We start from the raw sequence: 18,224 nt of genomic DNA on the forward strand, positions 1-18,224 counted from the left end.
TCGTTAGAGGTCTTTTTTTGTGCTTAATCTACTAAATATAGCTAGGAGTTAATTAGCGTTTGCGGCCAAATTTACGCTGCTTTTTATTGCTAATTTCAGTAATGGCGTGAGTGATTTCATCTTCATCTAAGCTGGCAACTTGCTGCAAGATTTGCATCATATCAGGCGTTAGGACGTACTTGGCGTGATGCGCAATGTCATTGATACGATGATCAAAGGTCAACACACCAGCCTCGTCTTTTTGTAGATAATCGAGACGGGTCAGAGCGCCGATGAAACTGGTAAACAAGGCGCGATCAAAGAAGTCAGGAATGTCGTCTGCGTAGAGCACGGACAAACGCTGTCCGAGCAAATGGCACAGATCAACGACTTCATTTTCGGTCAAATTACCTGAGCCTTGCTGCGCGAGTAGGGCAAGCGTCATAAAGTAACGCTCAAGACTCTGTCCAACAGGTGTTGCCAGTGCTTGTAGCTGCTGATAAGACTTGCTGTTTGACTCAGGAACGCTGAGTACGTCATCACCCAGATCAACGATCAATCCATGAGAGAGCAGACTATCGACTTTTTTGTTGAGGGTTTCAGCTAGGCCATGCGCTGGATAATACAAAAACAGCTCGCTTTGCAAGAACGGGTACAACTGCTCGGCGATACTATCTAGACGACTGCGTTTGATACGACCGTTACGTGCCACGAGCGCCGATAAGAAAGATAGCAGAATAAAGACATGCAAAATATTATTACGGAAGTAGCTCAGTAGTGCCGCTTGCTTGCCTGCGACTTGAATGATGTCGCCCAAGATATGCGGGGTGCGCTCGATAAGCTTGAGCTTGATACCATAATCAATGATTTGCTGCGGTGTCATATCGGTGATGACAGTATCATCTGAATAAGCAAGCTGCTGCGCCAGACCTTGGTACAGTGCGATTTGCTCACGGCAGCTATTTTCATCCAGTGCTGCTTTCGGTGCTGATAGTAGGACCAATGATAGCAGCGACACTGGCGTCACAACCGCAGCTTTATTGATATGCTGCATGATTTTTACGCCGATATTATCCACCATGGCGCTGGTTTTTTCATCGAGTGGCGAGTCCGTGCGATCTGAGGGCAAACTACTGGCAGGCACATCAAACTTTTTCATAAATTCGGTGAGGTGCAATGGTGTCCCGAAACTTAAATGCACATTGCCAAAGATACGCTCAATCTTACGACCCACTTTGAGCAGTCCGATGAGAGACTCTGACTCTTTTGGCTTACCTTTGAGCTCACCAATATAAGTGCCACCTTCCATAATACGTTCGTAGCCAATATAAGTTGGAATGAACACCACAGGTTTATTGGTTTGGCGCAATTGGCTGTGTACCGTCATCGCCAGCATACCCATCTTAGGTGGTAGCAAGCGACCAGAACGTGAGCGACCACCTTCGATGAAGTATTCAATCGGTGTATTACGAGTAATGAGGGTGTGCATATACTCACGCAATACCGCAGTATACAGCGCGTTACCACGGAAGCTACGACGTATATAAAAAGCGACTGCACCGCGCAATAGTGGGCCCAATACAGGTACATCTAAATTATCACCTGCTGCCACATAAGGGATGCTAAGGCCACGCTTGTAGATGACATAAGACAGTAATAGATAGTCAACATGGCTACGATGGCAAGGCACATAAATCAGCTCATAATCGGTCGCAAGATCACGTACGCGCTCAAAGTGATGTACTTCGACGCCATCGTATAACTGCGTCCACAACCAAGTCAAAAACTTATAAAACCCGCGAATGATAGAATGTGAATAGTCATTGACCATCTCATTGGCATAGCCTCTGGCCTGACTGCGAGCCTCCCGAACACTGGTACCGGTCTCGGCGGCTTCCATCTCTATCGCATGTTTGATGGCAGGCGAGTACACCAGTTTGTCTACCAAGTTGCGTCTGTCTGATAGGTCAGGACCGAGCATGCTGGCACGCTGCTTATCTAAATAAGTCGATAGTTGCTGCTGTAGAGCCCGGACCAGTTCACGGTTGCTATCCGCTGCTGCGACTAATGCATAGCTGGGTAACTCATCAGCTTGCACTGATGAATCAGGATGCGTATTGGTTGGTGCTGTCTTTTGCGTGTCAGACGCAACCGAATCAAAAATAGCAGGCCCTTCTACGTCACCGCTCAGATGACTATTAATAAGCGTGCGCAAATCCTGCGGTGGATGAAACTGTACAAAAGTATCGCGGCCCATCACACCGATATTAAATAGCTGTTTTGTGATACTAGGGTCTTGCCAGTTGTCTGCCGTCAGTAGTTTGAACAGCGAGTCCTCTTTTTCAGGTGCGCGCCCCCAAAGAATAGATACCGGTACCAGATGTACCTTTAGTTCAGGGTTTTGCAGTACCGCAGAGACCAAACGAGACAGGCGAGGTGATAGCTGGCTGTCTTTGGCATGTGGATGATTCAAAAATATAATGGCCGCATTTTCTTTGATATCGTGCGCGGCATCATATACCCCAACCAGTGCCGGTGGTAATTTATGCTCTTGTGTCTGTAAGTCAATCAAGATACTGTTGGAGCGAGAATAATCTTGCAACACATAAAATCTGATTGTCTGATCGTCATTATCGAACTCAGGCAACTCACCTAATAGCTTAGGCTTGACGGCGACGTCGAGTAGCTGACCCGATAGCTTACGGTAGAGCTGATTGATCGGCGCATTAGCATAAGGCTTGATGGCAGCTGAATCAGTCGCCGTTTCAGCGGTGCTATCAGTCGCCACGGGCGCTTTAAAAATCCGTTTTTTTAGGAACTTATTCTTTAAGAAACTGGGTATCATAATGGATATCAAAATTAGTCAAATATGTTGCGCTTATGATGCCATAAAAGCTATCAAAGCGATATATAGTGTCTGTACATACTGCCAATATTAATACGTCCTAGTTACGCTGCAGTGAGTGGTCAATCTTACACATGCTCAGGTGTTTGAAAGTTAACGCGTTTGGCGCAATAATACATTTGCATAATTGCTAATTATTCAGTTTAATATCTATTCTTTTATGTCTATTTGATGAAGACAAAACCTTATGACGCCAGCTATTGACCTTGCCAAAAAATCTGGGCTTGACTATCAAGTACACGAATACACTCATGACAGCCATGCAGCCTCGTTTGGCTTAGAAGCCGCTGAAAAGCTTGGCGTGGCTGTGACACAAGTGTTCAAGACGCTCGTTGTAGCGACGGACACAGGCGCGCTTGCGGTGGCGATATTGCCAGTGGATAAAACGCTTAACTTTAAAAAAATGGCCAAAGCCTTATCGGCTCATAAATTGCTGGCCTGCAAAAAAGTACAGATGGCAGATCCCAAACAGGTAGAGCGTAGTACAGGCTATGTGCTAGGCGGCGTCAGTCCATTGGGTCAAAAAAAGCGTCTAAAAACAGTGATAGATATGACCGCTCAAGAGCAGCCAAGCATCTATGTGAGCGGCGGTCGCCGTGGCCTAGAGATTGAGCTGCCACCGATGCAACTGGCCAATACACTGGCTGCTGTCTTTACAGATATTACTGACGAATAAGTTTTTACGGCAGTGAGAGTAAACGTAAACTGCCATACCCGATTATCCATTACTTTTTATCTATACTTAATAAGGACATACCGATGCCGCATTTAACCATTCAAGTGACGCCTAACGTCAGTATTGCTCATGAAGAATCATTGCTTAAGTCACTCAATAAAGTGCTATGGGACAGTGGTCAGTTCAAACAACAAACTGATATCAAAGCGCGTATCTTACCTATTCAGACATTTTTGGTGGGTGTAGAAGATGATGAACAGGCCAATGGATTTATTTATGCCCATTTAAAGATGATGACGGGACGCGATATCGCCGTTCGCAATCAGTTGGCAGAGCTACTGACGACAGCCATAGAAGATATACTAGGTGCCGAGCAGTCAGGCCGAGTCGCATTGCAAATATGTGTCGAAGTCGAAGAGATTAGTGCGGTCTATCATAAAAAAATGCTCTAATAAACGGCCTTAATAATACAGATAGCTCACTCTAATACCCTGTGCAGCTCAAAAGTAGCTTGATTGGTTTTGGACAGACAATAAAAAAGCGCCTACATAATAGGCGCTTTTTTATTGATTAATTTCTATTGAATCTTAGACTAAGAAATATTTTAGTCTAAGAAAGCGAAGTTCTCAATTTCCATAGAGGTCATGCTATCGCTTGGTGCGACCATGGCTTCGGCATGGCCTGAAGTGCGTGGCAATAATTTATCAAAGTAGAATTCAGCTGTTTGAATTTTGGCTTTGTAGAACTCTGGTGATTCAGTACCACCATTTTTGAGTTTTTCGTACGACACTGCTGCCATACGTGCCCAATGATAGCCCATCATCACATAACCTGAGTACATCAAGAAGTCATCTGATGCCGCTGAGATAATTTCACGATCTTTACGTGCCATTAGCATCAAGCGTACGGTCAAGGTGTTCCATTCAGCACATAGTTTGGTTAGCGCCCAAACGAATTTACGCATGTCTTTATCAAGCGCATACTCGCCACACCATTTCATGATGCTAGAGGTGTAATCACGGATGATTTTACCTTTGGATTGCAAGATAACCTTACGACCTAACAAATCAAGCGCCTGTACACCAGTGGTGCCTTCGTACATCGTTGCGATACGTGCATCACGAGCGATCAGCTCCATGCCCCACTCTTTGATATAGCCGTGGCCGCCATAGATCTGCTGACCATGTTTGGCCGCTTCGATACCTAGCTCAGTCAAGAAGCCTTTTAGAATAGGCGTATAGAAGCCTAATTTATCATCCCATTTTTCAAACTCTTCATCATCGCCATTGATGATGCCCTGTGCCATTTTATCGGCGTAGCGTGCTGAGTGATAAATCATCGAGCGGCCGCCTTCAGCAAAGGCTTTTTGCGTCAATAGCATACGGCGTACATCAGCATGATGAATGATGGCATCTGCTACTTTTTCAGGATCTTTAGTACCAGATAGCGTACGCATAGAACGACGTTCTTTGGCATACGGTAACGCGTTTTGGAAAGACAACTCAGTATGCGCCAGACCTTGGATACCAGTACCGATACGGGCCGTGTTCATAAAGGTGAACATGGCTTTTAGGCCTTTGTGCGGTTCACCAATCAGGTAGCCAGTAGCACCATCAAAGTTCAATACACACGTTGAAGACGCGCTGATACCCATTTTGTGTTCAATTGAACCACAGACTACCGCATTACGCTCGCCAGATTCGCCTTCCGCATTTGGCGTGAATTTTGGTACGATAAATAGCGAGATACCGCGCGTGCCTTCTGGTGCGTTCGGTAGACGTGCTAAAACAATATGAACGATATTGTCTGTTAAGTCATGCTCACCGCTTGAGATAAAGATTTTGGTACCGCTGATTTTATAGCTACCGTCATCTTGTGGAATGGCTTTTGACTTAACTTGACCTAAGTCCGTACCACATTGTGGTTCAGTCAGACACATGGTACCAGCCCACGAGCCTTCGATTAGTTTTGGCAAATACAGCGCTTTTTGCTCGTCACTGCCATATTGGAGTAGGGTGTTGATACAGCCTGTTGATAGGCCAGGGTACATCGCCCAAGGCCAGTTAGCCGTACCTATCATTTCAGCTTTGATTAGGTTGATTGACGTTGGCAGGTTCATACCGCCGTACTCTTCAGGGTATGAGATACCTTGCCAGCCGCCTTCTACAAATTGGGCATACGCTTCTTTGAAGCCTTTTGGTGTGGTGACTACGCCATCTTCGAAATGACAGCCTTCTTCATCACCTGATTGATAGATAGGGGCAAGGACGTTTTCAGCAAAGTCAGCCATACCCTGCAAAATCATATCGATTGTTTCAGGGTCAGCGTTTTCGCCGTTATCTAAACTTTTATAGTGAGTTTGAAAATCAAATACATCATTAATCAAAAATTTGATATCACGTAGAGGTGCTTTGTAAGTTAACATAATCGCTCTCTTTGGTTGGTTCGCTATCATAGGCTTATGGCGCAGTATATGAGTCACAGCTTAGGTAAACGACGTTCACTTATTTTGGATGTAGTAGATAATACAGATTATTATGTGGGCTGGCGAAAACACGGCGCTTCTTGCTATTAGCATTGAGTGCCATGAGTTAAGGTGACTTTGGTCACCCCAGCTATTATGGTGTTGATATGATTATAAATCTTATAGAGTGACAAATATACAATTAATAACTATTATTCATGTATAACAATATTATACATTACATTTAGTTTTATCTTAATACTAGCTATCAGCGCTTTTCATTTATGTATTATGGACGATTGATAATAAACAAAGCGTCAAAAAAATGGACTCATCATACAAAGGAAGCCATTTATGACTGTAGTAAAAAAACAGAAACGAGTGTCATGGTTGTCCGTGTTATTAGAACGTATGACATTGCTTATCGATGGTGAGCTGAATCATTTACTGACCGTCAATCGTAGTCAAAGACCGTGGCATATGCCGATTATTGCGGCGATTGCTATCAGCTTTCCAGTGTTTGTGGGTGCTTACTTTGGCGACTTATCTTCTGGCATCAAAACCTCGCTTGGGTCGATGATTATTTTGAACTTGCCATTGGTCGGTGCCCTGCCTTATCGATTGGTGACGGTCATGGCGTGGGGGTTTGCTATGATTCTCAGTTTTGCGCTGGGGCTTATGGCACAGCAGTTGTCTGTCCTGCGACTACCTGTATTTATGCTGATTGGTTTTGGTGTGGTGATGCTGGGTCGTTACTATCGACAGCCGCCACCAGCGGGATTATTTGTATTGATGGCGGGTGCGATTGCACTGTTTATCCCTGTGCCGCTTGAGGATGTGGTTTCAGCGATCGGGCTTGTGTTGTTGGGTAGCGGCTCGTCGATGTTATTGGCGTTGCTCTATACGCTATTTTTACTCGCGACACGCCCTATTGTCTCTGCACCTACCTATTGCTATGAGCCAGAGATGCTCAGTGATAGTTTCATCGTGGTGAGTTTTGTCAGTCTGGCACTGGTAATCGCCGTATTGTTAGAGATGCCTTATCCGTATTGGGCGGCCATGAGCTGCTTTATTATTATCCAAGGCATGCAGATGCGGACAATATGGATCAAGCAATTACATCGTCTGTTGGGCACGTTGGTCGGAATGGGCGTCGCTGGTTGGATGCTATCGTGGGGGCTGTCGGTGTGGGGCGTTGCCATTTCGATACTACTCATGATGCTGTTGATTGAGTCGTTTGTCGATCGGCATTATGGCATGGCGGTGATATTTATCACGCCTTTGACGATATTTATCGCAGAATATGGCAGTACGATGCTTGCAGCGCCTGTGGCTGGCGTTATCATTCACGCGCGCATGATCGATACTGCACTTGGCTGTGCGATTGGTCTGGGTGGTGGGTTAGCGATACACTCCACGCGATTACGTGTACCGCTGCGACGTTTAGAGAACTGGCTGCTGACACGCTTTAGTTGATAGCCAGTCGCTGCTTTTACACTGCTTGTTACACTGAATATTGCTCAATAGTCTGTGTTATTTATTTTGACGCAATGCTTCAGTGGCTGTTGCAACATCGATTTGGTAGCCAGTCCAGCGCTCAAAGCTGAGCGCTGCTTGCCCGATGAGCATGCCGTAGCCTTCTGATGTTTGCGCGTCACGCGCGGCAAAGTGCTGCAAAAATGGCAGCGGACGTCCATACATCATGTCATAAGCGTAGTGGCAGTTTAAATCATTATCCAGTGGCAATGTGTCGCCTGATAAGCCGATAGACGTGGCATTGATAATGATATCAAATTGTCCGGTCAATTCACTGGTCGCACAAGTTTCGATACTGTGTTTACCGATAGTCTCACTCGCGGTACTCAGCTCATCTACTAAATTGGTCGCTTTGCTCTCTGTGCGATTGGCGATAGTGAGCGTACCTATACCCGATTCAATAAGCGGTAATATGACACCACGTGCTGCGCCGCCTGCGCCAATCAGTGCCACACGAGCACCGGTCAGCGGCCAGCCCAAGCTATTCATGTGATTAATAAGCCCTTGTCCATCGGTATTGTCACCGTATAGCGCCTCTGTTAATGAAGCGCCTTGTTGCAGCATCTCTTGATTGATGGCTAGCGTATTGACAGCGCCTGCGGTTTTGGCATGCGCGGATAGTCCGCCACGTGCCGCGCAGCAATCATAAGCAACTTGTTTAAATGGTACCGTCACATTCGTACCCACACCGCCACCATTAAAAAAAGCTTCCACCACTGCGATAAAACTGGCAGTATCATCAGGACAGTACTGACGTTGATAACTGATATCGATGCCAGCTTGTACCGCGAACTGCTCATGAATCTCAGGAGATTTGCTGTGGGCAATGGGGTTGCCGATAACGATAAAGTGTTGGGTCATAAGAAGTCCGGTGGCGAAAGGTGACAAGAGATAGAGCAGTAAAAAACAGATACGCGGTCATCATAAGCGATAATGTTATGATTGACAAATCAAGCGCGCGTCCAAGCAACCTTTTATGAAAGAGGGTTTTTGGCCAGTGATATAGTTAACAAATCTGTACTCTCTGGGCGTGTTCTGTGTAACGTAAAAGCTAGTCAAGTACTAAGCAGTTGGGTAAACTATAAATCATAAGCCTTCTATCTTTATTAAATTTTTGGTTATCAGCGGCATTTTGCCAGCTTCTTAATATTTTGAGATCAACTAAAAGTGTGAGTAAACTATTCATGTGGAATCATAATCTACAAACCCTTCTATCAGCTACGATCATAGCAGTTGGTGTATCACTCAGTGGCTGTGACAGCACAAAAGAAGAGGCTCAAAACCCAGATGCAAACGCTGAGAGTAATGAGCAGGCAGTGACGAATACACCAGTGCAAGACAGTACTGCCGATAACCCTGATTTGGACGGGGCAACGGCGCAGCAAGGTACGCCTGTCAAATATGATGTCGCAGCATGGAGCACTGATGCGGCCGCGCCACTGAACACCACTGAGCTAGATAGTATTCAGTCCGCATTTGGTAAGGTCATGAGCACCGACGAAAACAGCCTAGACTATGCCAGTAACCCTGCTGCCAAATATCGCTTTATGAAAAACGATGCACCGTATTTGGATATTATCGATTCCGAAAAATATTTAGAGCTTGGCTGGTATTACGCCAATCCTACCGACTCAGACAAAGAAAAAGAGCTGAGCCAAAGCCATGCCAAAAAGTCCTACCAGCTATCACGTCAGCTGATGGGTGATGACGGCGGCAAACTGGTGGCTGATATGCTCAATAGCCAAATCATCAAAAACAGAGTCGTCAGTGGACAAAAAGTCGAGCTGGCCAAATGTGAGTTTTATAGCTGTATGCTGGTCATCAATAAATCTGCTGCTCAAACAGATGACAGCTAATCAGTGACCGCCACGATACCACTGCCCAACCACTGGGTCTGTCTCTATCCACAGAACGATAGGGCAGCTATCGAAGCATCGACAATAGTAGCTGTGTCGCCAGACAACCGTGGATTGGCCTATGCTGATGGGTTCTTTACCACTATGGGTGTCATCGATGGACAGATACTGTGGGACGACTACCACTATCAGCGCCTTGTCTCTCACTCTGATGCTTTGCAGTTCGATATCAATCCGTCTGAGCTGATGGCTGTGCTCACACTATATGCTGAGCAGTTAGAGCAGGGTATGCTCAAGCTGATAGTGACGCGCGCTGCGCAAGATATCAGAGGCTATGGCTATACGCCAACTGTCTTTGGTAGTGCTTGTGAGATATGGTTAAAGCCTTCTGTGATGCGAGTGTCTACTGCACTGCAATTGACGCTGCCTGATGGGGCGTTGGTACCGATGCAGCCCGCTGCTGCTGCGATATGCCTGTCTTCTCAAATTGCTTGCCTGCCATCCACGCTGGCAGGACTCAAAACCCTAAATCGTCTAGACAATGTGCTTGCCAGTGGTGAGTTACAACAGATAAAGGCTGAGCCACTAGCATCTGCTATCGCAAAAACCCTCAGTGAAGGACTGCTACGTGATATGAGCGGACACTGGGTGGAAGGGACGATGAGCAATGTGTTTTATCAATTAGCCGATAAGTCATTATCAGAACCTACAAAACTCTCTAACGATTATGAAAATAATGACAACTATCTAACTACGCTCACTACAGGTCAGTGGTACACACCTTCTATGGCGCAATCGGGTGTCGCTGGTGTCATGCGGCAAGTGCTTATTGATGCTTTATCAAGTACGGCTTGTCCAGTTGAGATTAGACCGTTAGCAGATGAGGACTTGCCTCGATTAACGCAGTTATTCTTTTGCAATGCGCTGCGCGGCATCATGCCAATGAGCAGTTTGACGTTGCTGTCAGGTGAGGTTGTGGATTTTTAATCCGTCTAGCTTTTATCTTCTTTGTTTAATAAACGATAAAAATGTTGTTTGAAAAACTCTTTCCTACCAGCGTCTTGTAGATCTTCGTAGCGCGCTTGGCTAAGTTGCAAATACTCAGTTTCTTGCTCAATACCAATAAAGCGCCTTCCTAAGACGTTGCTTGCAACACCTGTTGTCGAAGATCCAGCAAAAGGGTCGAGAACCAAAGCATTTTTTTTAGTGGATGCTAAAATAATTTGGGCTAGTAACGCTAGCGGCTTTTGCGTTGGGTGCTTGCCACAAGATTTTTCCCACTTGGCAATAGCGGGTAAACGCCATACATCTTTCATCTGTTTATCGTTATTGAGCCGCTTCATCAAATCATAATCGAAGTAGTGGGGTATTTTAGGGTGTTTTCTTACCCAAATAATAAACTCTGTAGAATGAGTGAAAAACCGACAGGAGAAGTTAGGCGGTGGGTTGGTTTTTTCCCAAGTTATAACGTTAAGTATTTTGAAACCAAGCTGCGGTAGGATACGTCCCAAGGTAAAAATATTATGGTGCGTACCGCTGACCCATAAGGTTGCATTATCTGCCATTTTTTCACGTACAGCAGAAAGCCATTCATAGGTAAATGTATAAGCGTCATCGTCACTGACAAGCTTATCCCATTGGCCTTTATTGACTGACTGGATTTTACCGTTTTTGACTGTTAGACCATCGTTGAATTTACTGTTCAAGAGCCAGCGCTCTTTTATTGTCCATAAGCTTATCTATGAAAGCTTGGAAGCAGTGAGAGCTGCTTTTGGATTGAACTAGTCACTCATTCTACGCCAAAGATAATAAATTGAGTATCAAGCATCTCATCAGGTTCTAAAGTAATATTCTCGCTTCTATATTTTTCTCGCGCTTTTAGCAGAGCAGTTTCACCATCTTCAGCAACCACTTCTATAAGTGCACTCATCGTTTCGATTACTTCTATTTGATAAATATTCAAACCGTCTGTCCTTATCATAACTATTCTCAACAATTACAAGTTGTCATATTCAAAATCTATTTTTGTTATCTATACCAACTAGATTAGCAAAAGCGCTCAAAAGAAGTGATCGTCTTTTGTTACCTAGACTTGTGTCTTAGAGCAAATCGATCAATGATCCTTTTTCAGTAGAAACCGTTAAAAGGACAGTATCGTATGCGTTCAATATATGAAGAGACAAGAATTCCAGTACAAATCAGACGCTTGATGATATTTAATAAAGTTTGCTGTGCAGCGAAAAGAAATCCTGATGAAGTGATTCACTTACCTTGTTATTCACAGATAGCATTTAGTGTTGTTTATTCTAATAAAGATAAAAAATACACAGCATTCGGGAGTGTGTTTAGGTATGCGCATACCCGTCAAGAAGTCATCGAACAAGGTGTAGATAAACAATTTCATGAAGACACTGTGATGTGTGCAATTACAACCGAAAAACAAGCTTTTACTAAAGCTTCTCGCACTCCGTTAGGATTACTAATGAGCTGGAATAAACAGGTAAAAAATCGAGTGTATACCTGTCTCGAGGGCAATGTGAAAAACTTTTTTAAAGTGAATGATGAGCTAGAGCTAGATTACCCGCCTCATAAATTTTACGGTCGTTTGGTTGCTGCCAAAGATTTGCCATTATGGGATGATAATTGTTTTTAATATAATTTCCGATAATGACCACGGCTCACAAACTCAATAATTCCTCTATCGCGTAGTGTCTGTAGCTGCTGACGGATTTTAGCTGGAATATGGCTATTGTCTGGATGTTTAAGTTTTAACTCGTCAGCAAAAGCATAAACCTGTTTTAGCGAAAAGTGAGTATCAAGCCTATCGATACACTGCCAAATATCGAGTGTCCAACCACGAGAAGCGACAGACTGTTTTCGTAAAAATAAGGTTTTTTGAAATTGTTGGCTGACATCATCTCGTGGTATGACTTGCTGATTTTTGACCAAAAATACTTTGCCTGATTCTGGTACTTGGCGTAAGTCGATATTACAGCCGACCCAACCTGCGCGTTTGGCAGTCGCTGATAACGGCTTACGCTTGATAATAATATCGGGCTTAAAGAATTGCTTAGGAATAATCAAAAAGTTATTCACGGTATATTCTTTTGAATATGTCAGGAAGAAAAAATTGGGATTGTCTGCACTATTGATGCGTTCAATCATGGTCTTATAAGCACCATCATTAATGATGTTGCTTAATTTGGATTTTTTGCTTTTTAGCTCATATTGCTCATTACAATTTTCGCAATAAAAATCAGCCACAGGTTTGCCGTTCGTAAATTCTGATAATGGTTGAGTATCACAGTTAGGGCAGTAGCTATTGGTTGCGACCCAGTTTTCACTCAATACTCGAATTATCTGGCTAGGTGATTTATAGTTTTTAGCAAGACTTTGATTGAAATGTAGATTCATAAGATGTTTTCATTGTTGATAGATAAGCTAAGAATATCGAAAAAGTGTCTGAGTATTAAGCCATATAAATGAGACTCAGCACCAAGATAATTCACAAGCTAAGCAAATACCATTGAAAATCGAACGGTTCAGTGCTAAATTCTAGCAAACATCTGCCTCGCGAGTTGCCATGAGCACACCTACACCCAATACACCACCTGAACGTCCCAATGAGTCGCCATCAAATACCCAAGATGGTACAGTTGAGGAGCGTGTCGACACCACATTGCCAGACACGCAGCCAGTGGTAGATGAGGTGGAAGAAACATCAGCAACGCCAGCGACCAATGTCTCACTCATCAGTGGTGAAAATAAACCTCGTCGCTATAGAGTGAACAACCCTTCGTTTTTTATGCAGCGCGGCTATCAAGTGTTACTCGTGCTGGGGCTCATCGCTGCATTTTTATTAGTGATGGTCTATCAGACATTGTTTGGGCGTATTGAACAACCCAAGCAAATGGTCACTATCGAAAAAGGGCAGACCTACTATGGTCTATTGCCGCAGTGGCAACAGCAAATCCCACTGTTTTCAGCAAGCGTGGCCAAGCTGTATATCAAATCGCAAATGGCGGGGTCTTTGCATGCAGGGACGTATCAATTACCAGAGAACCCAACCATCACAGAAGCGCTACAGATATTAGGGCAAGGTGCCAAAGCTGCCGTCATAAAGGTACAGATTATCGAAGGCAAAACCTCTAAAGATTTGTATCAAGTGCTGCGTGATAATGACAAGATCAAAAAAGAAGTACTGACCGCAGAGAGCGACAATGCCAGTATTGCTAGCGCATTGGAGTTGGCTGGTATATTGCCAGATAGCGTGACGAACAGTGGCGATCCAATTGTTCATTATAATCTCGAGGGCTGGTTTGCTCCTGATACTTATTACTATAGTGAAGGCACTACGGATAAGAAAGTGCTCACCGACCTATACAAGCGCCAGCAGCAAGCACTGACCGATGCATGGGAAAATCGTGCGCCAAACCTACCTTATAAGACGCCTTACGAAGCACTGGTCATGGCCTCTATTATCGAAAAAGAAACCAGCGTATCAGAGGAGCGTCCTATCGTTTCTGCGGTGTTTAGAAACCGCTTGGATAAAGGGATGCGCATGCAGACTGATCCGACCATCATCTATGGCATGGGCAGTCGTTATGATGGCAATATCCGCCGTAGAGATATCGATGAAAAAACCTCTTATAACACCTATCAAATCGATGGCTTGCCGCCTACGCCAATTGCACTACCGTCTGCGGCCTCTATCGAAGCGACGCTACACCCTGCCGATAGTGACGCGCTTTATTTTGTGGCAACCGGTAACGGCGGGCATAAATTTACCAACAGCTTGGCGGCACACAATCTAGCGGTCAAAGACTATCTGAGCGTCATGCGTGAGAAAAAATCTCAAGCAGCAGCGCAGTAACTGTTTATAAAAGCACCACCTCTACTTTTTTAAAACCTATCGTTTATTGAGCGCTATAACCTAACTGCTATCATCTATCCATAGCGCTCATCGATGACATAAGGTCATATCATGTCAGTACCCGTGCACACCAACTTATCGTCTTCTAATCCAAAACAATCAAATACCTCTCCTACGACTAGCACGCCTAACACAGGGCGTTTTATCAGCTTTGAGGGCACAGAAGGCGTGGGGAAAACCACTGCGATTGAGCAGCTGTGCTTGCGACTAGAGTACAGTGGCATCCCCTATATTCGTACGCGTGAGCCAGGTGGCAGTCCGTTTGCGGAGCGCTTGCGAGCTATATTATTAGACCCTACAACGGATATCGAGGATGATGCTGAGCTGTTGCTGCTGTTTGCCGCGCGCTGTGATCATATGCAGCAAGTGATTCTACCTGCGCTACAGCAGGGTACATGGGTGATATGTGACAGATTCACGGACTCAACTATCGCCTATCAAGGATTTGGACGTGCGCATGGTAATGTCACTGCCCGAGCTAAGATTGACATGCTTATCAGTCAGTTTGTACCGCAGTTGCCAGAGCTGACTTTATGGTTAGATTTGTCTATATCAGAAGGGATGGCACGCGCCAATAAGCGCGGTGCTGCCGATCGTTTTGAGCAGCAAGCGATTGAGTTTTTTACGTGGGTGCATACCGGTTTTAGTACGCTTGCTGCCGAGTATCCTGAGCGTATACAGCGTATCGATGCCTCTGGCAGCGCCGATGAAGTCAGTGCGCGAATATGGCAGGTGGTGCAAGATAAGCTAAATATTCGATAGTCTGTTTGCTCAGAGCGCTCATCCACTCACTGATGACACGTGAGCTTGACGCGCTATAGATGACAATAGCAATGACAAAAAGCCCCAACATCGTGTTGGGGCTTTTTTATGAGCGATTAAGATAATAGCAGCTACTTCATAAAATTGAGGTATTTTGCAACTGCTCTGACTGTATTAGCTATCTTGCTTCGTATCCTTAGCGATATCAGTGGTATCACTGTCAGGACTTTTATTAACAGTAGCATCCTGTCCAGAATCTGGCAAACGATTGGGGTCAAGCGCGCCCTTTTTAGTCTTAGGCGCACTGCCATTGCCGTTTGTATGGCTGCTAGTAGAGGCTTGGGTCTTTGACATTGCTGTTGCGTTTGCAGACATCACGCCTTTATTATTTGAGCTGGTCGTTGCTGTCTCTGGCGCTACCGTCTTTGTCCCAAGTGCATCAGATGAAGCAGTAGAGTCCATGCTCTTGCTTTGGTTATCTAACGACTTATTGCTCGCCGCTGGATTGCTCGTATCTTGCTCTACATTTTTATCACTCATTTTATCAATATCTGTAGAGTTATCTGAAGTGTCACTATCATCCAGTTCCTTTTCTTTACGCTTATCAGGGGCTTTTGAGCTGGACTCAAAGTTAGCATCTGCGGCGATACGTGCTTGTTCCTGCTTAGAGGTCACGTCGACGGGCTTTGGTTGCACCTCATCCTCTACGACCAATGAGATAAGTTTACGATCACGGGGTACAGTGCCATCGAATTGGTCGGTGATGACATGTAGCTTGCCTTCCTTGTCTATCGTATAAAGCGGTACAAACTGTTTGTTGTCCGCTTTGTACTGCTCAAAGCTATAGCTATCCGTGATATTAGTGATTTTGATACGTGCTTTTTTAGATAGCATGCTGGCAAGCTTGGTATAAGTAGCGTCTTTGCCAAACAGCCACTGCGAATGAAAGTTTGATTGCTTGTCCTCACGCTCACTTCTGACCTTTTCATCACTGAATTTGAGACGATATAGTTTACGCTCGCCAAACTCATGACGATAATGAATCTCGGATAAGGTGTTCATCTCCTTGTCCATACTCATGGCAAACAGACGACCGATACCGATGAGATCAAGGTGATGGTCGGCGTGATCGGAGATAGGGTTACCAAAATAAGTACGCAGACCACTCATGCGTGCGCGCGCAATATTGGTATAGTTGTTGTGCGCGACGATAACATCGAAGCCTTGATCTTTAAGCGACGTCGCGATGAGTAGTGCAATAGGGTTTGAGCCAACGATCAGAATACCATTGGTTTCAGGCTCACGAACACCCAGCAAGTTACCGACTATTTTTGCGCCCAGACCCTGAATCATGACCGTACCGATGATGACCATAAATACGAGAGGCACAAGCAGTTCAACGCCTTGAATGTCATACTCTTGCAGACGAATCGCAAACAGTGACGAGATCGCAGCGGCAACGATACCACGTGGCCCAATCCAGCTGATCATGAGCTTTTCGTTGGTCTTGAGGTTTGAACCGATAGCGGATGCCCAGACCGACAGTGGACGCGCCACAAACATCACGATAGCAAGTAGCACTAAGCCTGCAAAACCCACACTCATTAAGCTTGCCAGCTCCACACGTGCCGCAAGAATAATAAACAGGACGGATATGAGTAGAACGGTCAATGATTCGTTGAATTCTAAAATGGTCTCACGTGGGAATTTTGGCCAGTTTGCCAAGGCGACGCCCAGTACGGTGACCGTTAGTAGCCCAGATTCGTGCTCTAGATGGTTCGATACCGAAAACAGTACCAAGACAAAGGCAAGCGTAAACACATTGCGCAAAAACTCAGGGACCATATGACGACGCATGAGGAACGCGAGTGCCCAGGCACCTGCCATGCCCATGGCTGTTGCCAATACGACGATTTTGGCAAACAGTAAGATACTGCTGGCCTCTCCACCTGAGATAATGTACTCATACACCAATACCACGGCGATCGCGCCGATTGGATCAATGATGATGCCTTCCCATTTTAGGATGTTAGAAATGGTTTTATTGGGGCGTACACTCCGCAGCAGCGGCATAATCACCGTTGGGCCAGTGACGCAGACCAGCGCCCCGAACAGTAGTGCAATCAGTGGATCGACATCAAACAATAGATAAGTCGACAACGCTACAATAGCAATCGTGATGAGCACACCGACAGATACCAACATTTGCACGACGGTACCGTGTTGCTTGATTTCGTCAAACTCTAGGGTGAGCGAGCCTTCAAACAGAATAATCGCCACGCCCAAAGAGATAAAGGGGAACATCAGCTCACCCAATACCAAATCAGGGTCAAATACCCCCAGGACTGGTCCGATGACGATACCAATCAGTAATAAAAACAAAATGGATGGTTGCTTCAAATACCAAGCCAACCATTGGGCGGCAATGCCGATCCCAACCACGCCGGATAGCAGTAGGGCGGTATCCATAAATTAATCCTTTTATAATCTTGTCATATGTTATATCTAGCAATAGAACCTGTAAAATGGTCATTTATAGTCAAACCCACTATAAAACAGTGCACTCATTATGAAAAAGCGATCAGATTCATTTGGCGTAACGTTTCATAACTATATAGGCGCTCGATATAGGTGCTCAATGGTAATGACACTCTTTATTATATAATCAGCGATAGTTTTCAATCATGAGCTGTTATTGAGAGCATTTGTCCATGACCTATGAGACGACCGACTATTATGAAACACAATATTCGCCAGATATGATATATGGTATAAAGTAGCAAAGACAAAAGCACCGCTAGATAAATAGTGCGGCTCTAAAAATACAAAAGAGAGAAAATAAAGCCGGTGTCAATCAGTTAGATAAACGCATGACCAACCGCATCATTAAATAGCTGATTTTTGTTTATTTAATTAATGGTGTTGCTTGTCATCATAGCACGGTTTTATTTCATCCCTATGTAGACAGCGCTGGCCGCGATATTATCTTGTCGCCATAAAGTTATACAAAGTCAGTATGAAATCACTTTGCCTTGGGTTATTCTGCATGATAGAGAACAGCTCGAGATAACGTTTTTATTCATCATACAGTAGCGGCGTTTGTCATGCACGCT

Annotated in this window: 15 protein-coding genes; 8 read left to right on the forward strand and 7 right to left on the reverse strand. The window is 44.8% G+C overall.

Going from position 1 to position 18,224, the window contains the following annotated elements:
• Positions 1-52: 52 nt before the first annotated feature.
• Positions 53-2,824, reverse strand: a complete 2,772-nt coding sequence (gene plsB / locus IP510_RS03775) for a glycerol-3-phosphate 1-O-acyltransferase PlsB (RefSeq protein WP_194363458.1) — start codon at positions 2,822-2,824, stop codon at positions 53-55.
• 247 nt (positions 2,825-3,071) lie between these two features.
• Between plsB and ybaK the strand changes: the two genes are divergently transcribed.
• Positions 3,072-3,560, forward strand: coding sequence for a Cys-tRNA(Pro) deacylase (ybaK, locus tag IP510_RS03780; RefSeq protein ID WP_194363459.1), 489 nt, complete (start codon positions 3,072-3,074; stop codon positions 3,558-3,560).
• 83 nt (positions 3,561-3,643) lie between these two features.
• On the forward strand, positions 3,644-4,012 hold the full coding sequence (locus tag IP510_RS03785; RefSeq protein ID WP_194363460.1) for a 5-carboxymethyl-2-hydroxymuconate Delta-isomerase: 369 nt from the start codon (positions 3,644-3,646) through the stop codon (positions 4,010-4,012).
• 152 nt (positions 4,013-4,164) lie between these two features.
• Here IP510_RS03785 and IP510_RS03790 read toward each other — a convergent pair whose 3' ends face one another.
• The gene (locus IP510_RS03790) at positions 4,165-5,985 is read right to left on the reverse strand and encodes an acyl-CoA dehydrogenase C-terminal domain-containing protein (protein WP_194363461.1); all 1,821 of its coding nucleotides are present in this window, start codon (positions 5,983-5,985) and stop codon (positions 4,165-4,167) included.
• 393 nt (positions 5,986-6,378) lie between these two features.
• Between IP510_RS03790 and IP510_RS03795 the strand changes: the two genes are divergently transcribed.
• On the forward strand, positions 6,379-7,500 hold the full coding sequence (locus IP510_RS03795) for an FUSC family protein (protein ID WP_194363462.1): 1,122 nt from the start codon (positions 6,379-6,381) through the stop codon (positions 7,498-7,500).
• 57 nt (positions 7,501-7,557) lie between these two features.
• Here IP510_RS03795 and aroE read toward each other — a convergent pair whose 3' ends face one another.
• Positions 7,558-8,421, reverse strand: coding sequence for a shikimate dehydrogenase (gene aroE, locus IP510_RS03800; RefSeq protein WP_194363463.1), 864 nt, complete (start codon positions 8,419-8,421; stop codon positions 7,558-7,560).
• Positions 8,422-8,744: 323 nt separating this feature from the next.
• On the opposite strand from aroE, the gene IP510_RS03805 reads away from it, so the two are divergent.
• Together IP510_RS03805 and IP510_RS03810 are read left to right on the forward strand one after the other, a co-directional pair.
• Entirely contained in the window at positions 8,745-9,416 is a 672-nt protein-coding gene (locus tag IP510_RS03805; RefSeq protein WP_194363464.1) for a hypothetical protein, read from the forward strand.
• A 3-nt stretch (positions 9,417-9,419) separates the two neighbouring features.
• Positions 9,420-10,403 (forward strand): aminotransferase class IV, encoded by a 984-nt coding sequence (locus IP510_RS03810; RefSeq protein ID WP_320154171.1) that lies wholly within the window; start codon positions 9,420-9,422, stop codon positions 10,401-10,403.
• Positions 10,404-10,408: 5 nt separating this feature from the next.
• Here the strand turns inward: IP510_RS03810 and IP510_RS03815 are convergent, their stop codons facing one another.
• Both IP510_RS03815 and IP510_RS03820 read right to left on the reverse strand, forming a co-directional pair.
• Positions 10,409-11,122, reverse strand: a complete 714-nt coding sequence (locus IP510_RS03815) for a DNA-methyltransferase (RefSeq protein ID WP_227669453.1) — start codon at positions 11,120-11,122, stop codon at positions 10,409-10,411.
• Positions 11,123-11,205: 83 nt separating this feature from the next.
• Complete coding sequence (locus tag IP510_RS03820) at positions 11,206-11,379, reverse strand: DpnD/PcfM family protein (RefSeq protein WP_194363465.1); 174 nt, start codon at positions 11,377-11,379, stop codon at positions 11,206-11,208.
• A 195-nt stretch (positions 11,380-11,574) separates the two neighbouring features.
• Here IP510_RS03820 and IP510_RS03825 point away from each other — a divergent pair, with 195 nt between their 5' ends.
• Positions 11,575-12,069, forward strand: coding sequence for a hypothetical protein (locus IP510_RS03825; RefSeq protein ID WP_194363466.1), 495 nt, complete (start codon positions 11,575-11,577; stop codon positions 12,067-12,069).
• On the opposite strand, the gene IP510_RS03830 is transcribed toward IP510_RS03825, so the two are convergent.
• Positions 12,066-12,830 (reverse strand): DpnI domain-containing protein, encoded by a 765-nt coding sequence (locus tag IP510_RS03830; RefSeq protein ID WP_194363467.1) that lies wholly within the window; start codon positions 12,828-12,830, stop codon positions 12,066-12,068. The genes IP510_RS03825 and IP510_RS03830 overlap by 4 nt on opposite strands.
• Before the next feature lie 169 nt (positions 12,831-12,999).
• On the opposite strand from IP510_RS03830, the gene mltG reads away from it, so the two are divergent.
• Entirely contained in the window at positions 13,000-14,289 is a 1,290-nt protein-coding gene (gene mltG / locus IP510_RS03835; RefSeq protein ID WP_194363468.1) for an endolytic transglycosylase MltG, read from the forward strand.
• A gap of 111 nt (positions 14,290-14,400) precedes the next feature.
• Positions 14,401-15,111, forward strand: a complete 711-nt coding sequence (gene tmk, locus IP510_RS03840) for a dTMP kinase (RefSeq protein WP_194363469.1) — start codon at positions 14,401-14,403, stop codon at positions 15,109-15,111.
• Positions 15,112-15,285: 174 nt separating this feature from the next.
• Here tmk and IP510_RS03845 read toward each other — a convergent pair whose 3' ends face one another.
• A complete protein-coding gene (locus IP510_RS03845; RefSeq protein ID WP_194363470.1) occupies positions 15,286-17,580 on the reverse strand; it encodes a cation:proton antiporter in 2,295 nt (764 codons plus the stop codon).
• Positions 17,581-18,224: the final 644 nt, after the last annotated feature.

It is taken from the genome of Psychrobacter sp. NG254 (assembly GCF_015277735.1).
In the GTDB taxonomy this organism is placed as follows: Bacteria; Pseudomonadota; Gammaproteobacteria; order Pseudomonadales; family Moraxellaceae; genus Psychrobacter.

Bases quoted from the DNA above. Each gene is read 5' to 3' on its own strand.
- tmk (WP_194363469.1), top strand. From the start codon at position 14,401: ATGTCAGTACCCGTGCACACCAACTTATCGTCTTCTAATCCAAAACAA.
- IP510_RS03790 (WP_194363461.1), bottom strand. From the start codon at position 5,985: ATGTTAACTTACAAAGCACCTCTACGTGATATCAAATTTTTGATTAAT.
- IP510_RS03795 (WP_194363462.1), top strand. From the start codon at position 6,379: ATGACTGTAGTAAAAAAACAGAAACGAGTGTCATGGTTGTCCGTGTTA.
- IP510_RS03805 (WP_194363464.1), top strand. From the start codon at position 8,745: ATGTGGAATCATAATCTACAAACCCTTCTATCAGCTACGATCATAGCA.
- IP510_RS03830 (WP_194363467.1), bottom strand. From the start codon at position 12,830: ATGAATCTACATTTCAATCAAAGTCTTGCTAAAAACTATAAATCACCT.
- IP510_RS03845 (WP_194363470.1), bottom strand. From the start codon at position 17,580: ATGGATACCGCCCTACTGCTATCCGGCGTGGTTGGGATCGGCATTGCC.
- ybaK (WP_194363459.1), top strand. From the start codon at position 3,072: ATGACGCCAGCTATTGACCTTGCCAAAAAATCTGGGCTTGACTATCAA.
- mltG (WP_194363468.1), top strand. From the start codon at position 13,000: ATGAGCACACCTACACCCAATACACCACCTGAACGTCCCAATGAGTCG.
- aroE (WP_194363463.1), bottom strand. From the start codon at position 8,421: ATGACCCAACACTTTATCGTTATCGGCAACCCCATTGCCCACAGCAAA.
- IP510_RS03785 (WP_194363460.1), top strand. From the start codon at position 3,644: ATGCCGCATTTAACCATTCAAGTGACGCCTAACGTCAGTATTGCTCAT.
- IP510_RS03825 (WP_194363466.1), top strand. From the start codon at position 11,575: ATGCGTTCAATATATGAAGAGACAAGAATTCCAGTACAAATCAGACGC.
- plsB (WP_194363458.1), bottom strand. From the start codon at position 2,824: ATGATACCCAGTTTCTTAAAGAATAAGTTCCTAAAAAAACGGATTTTT.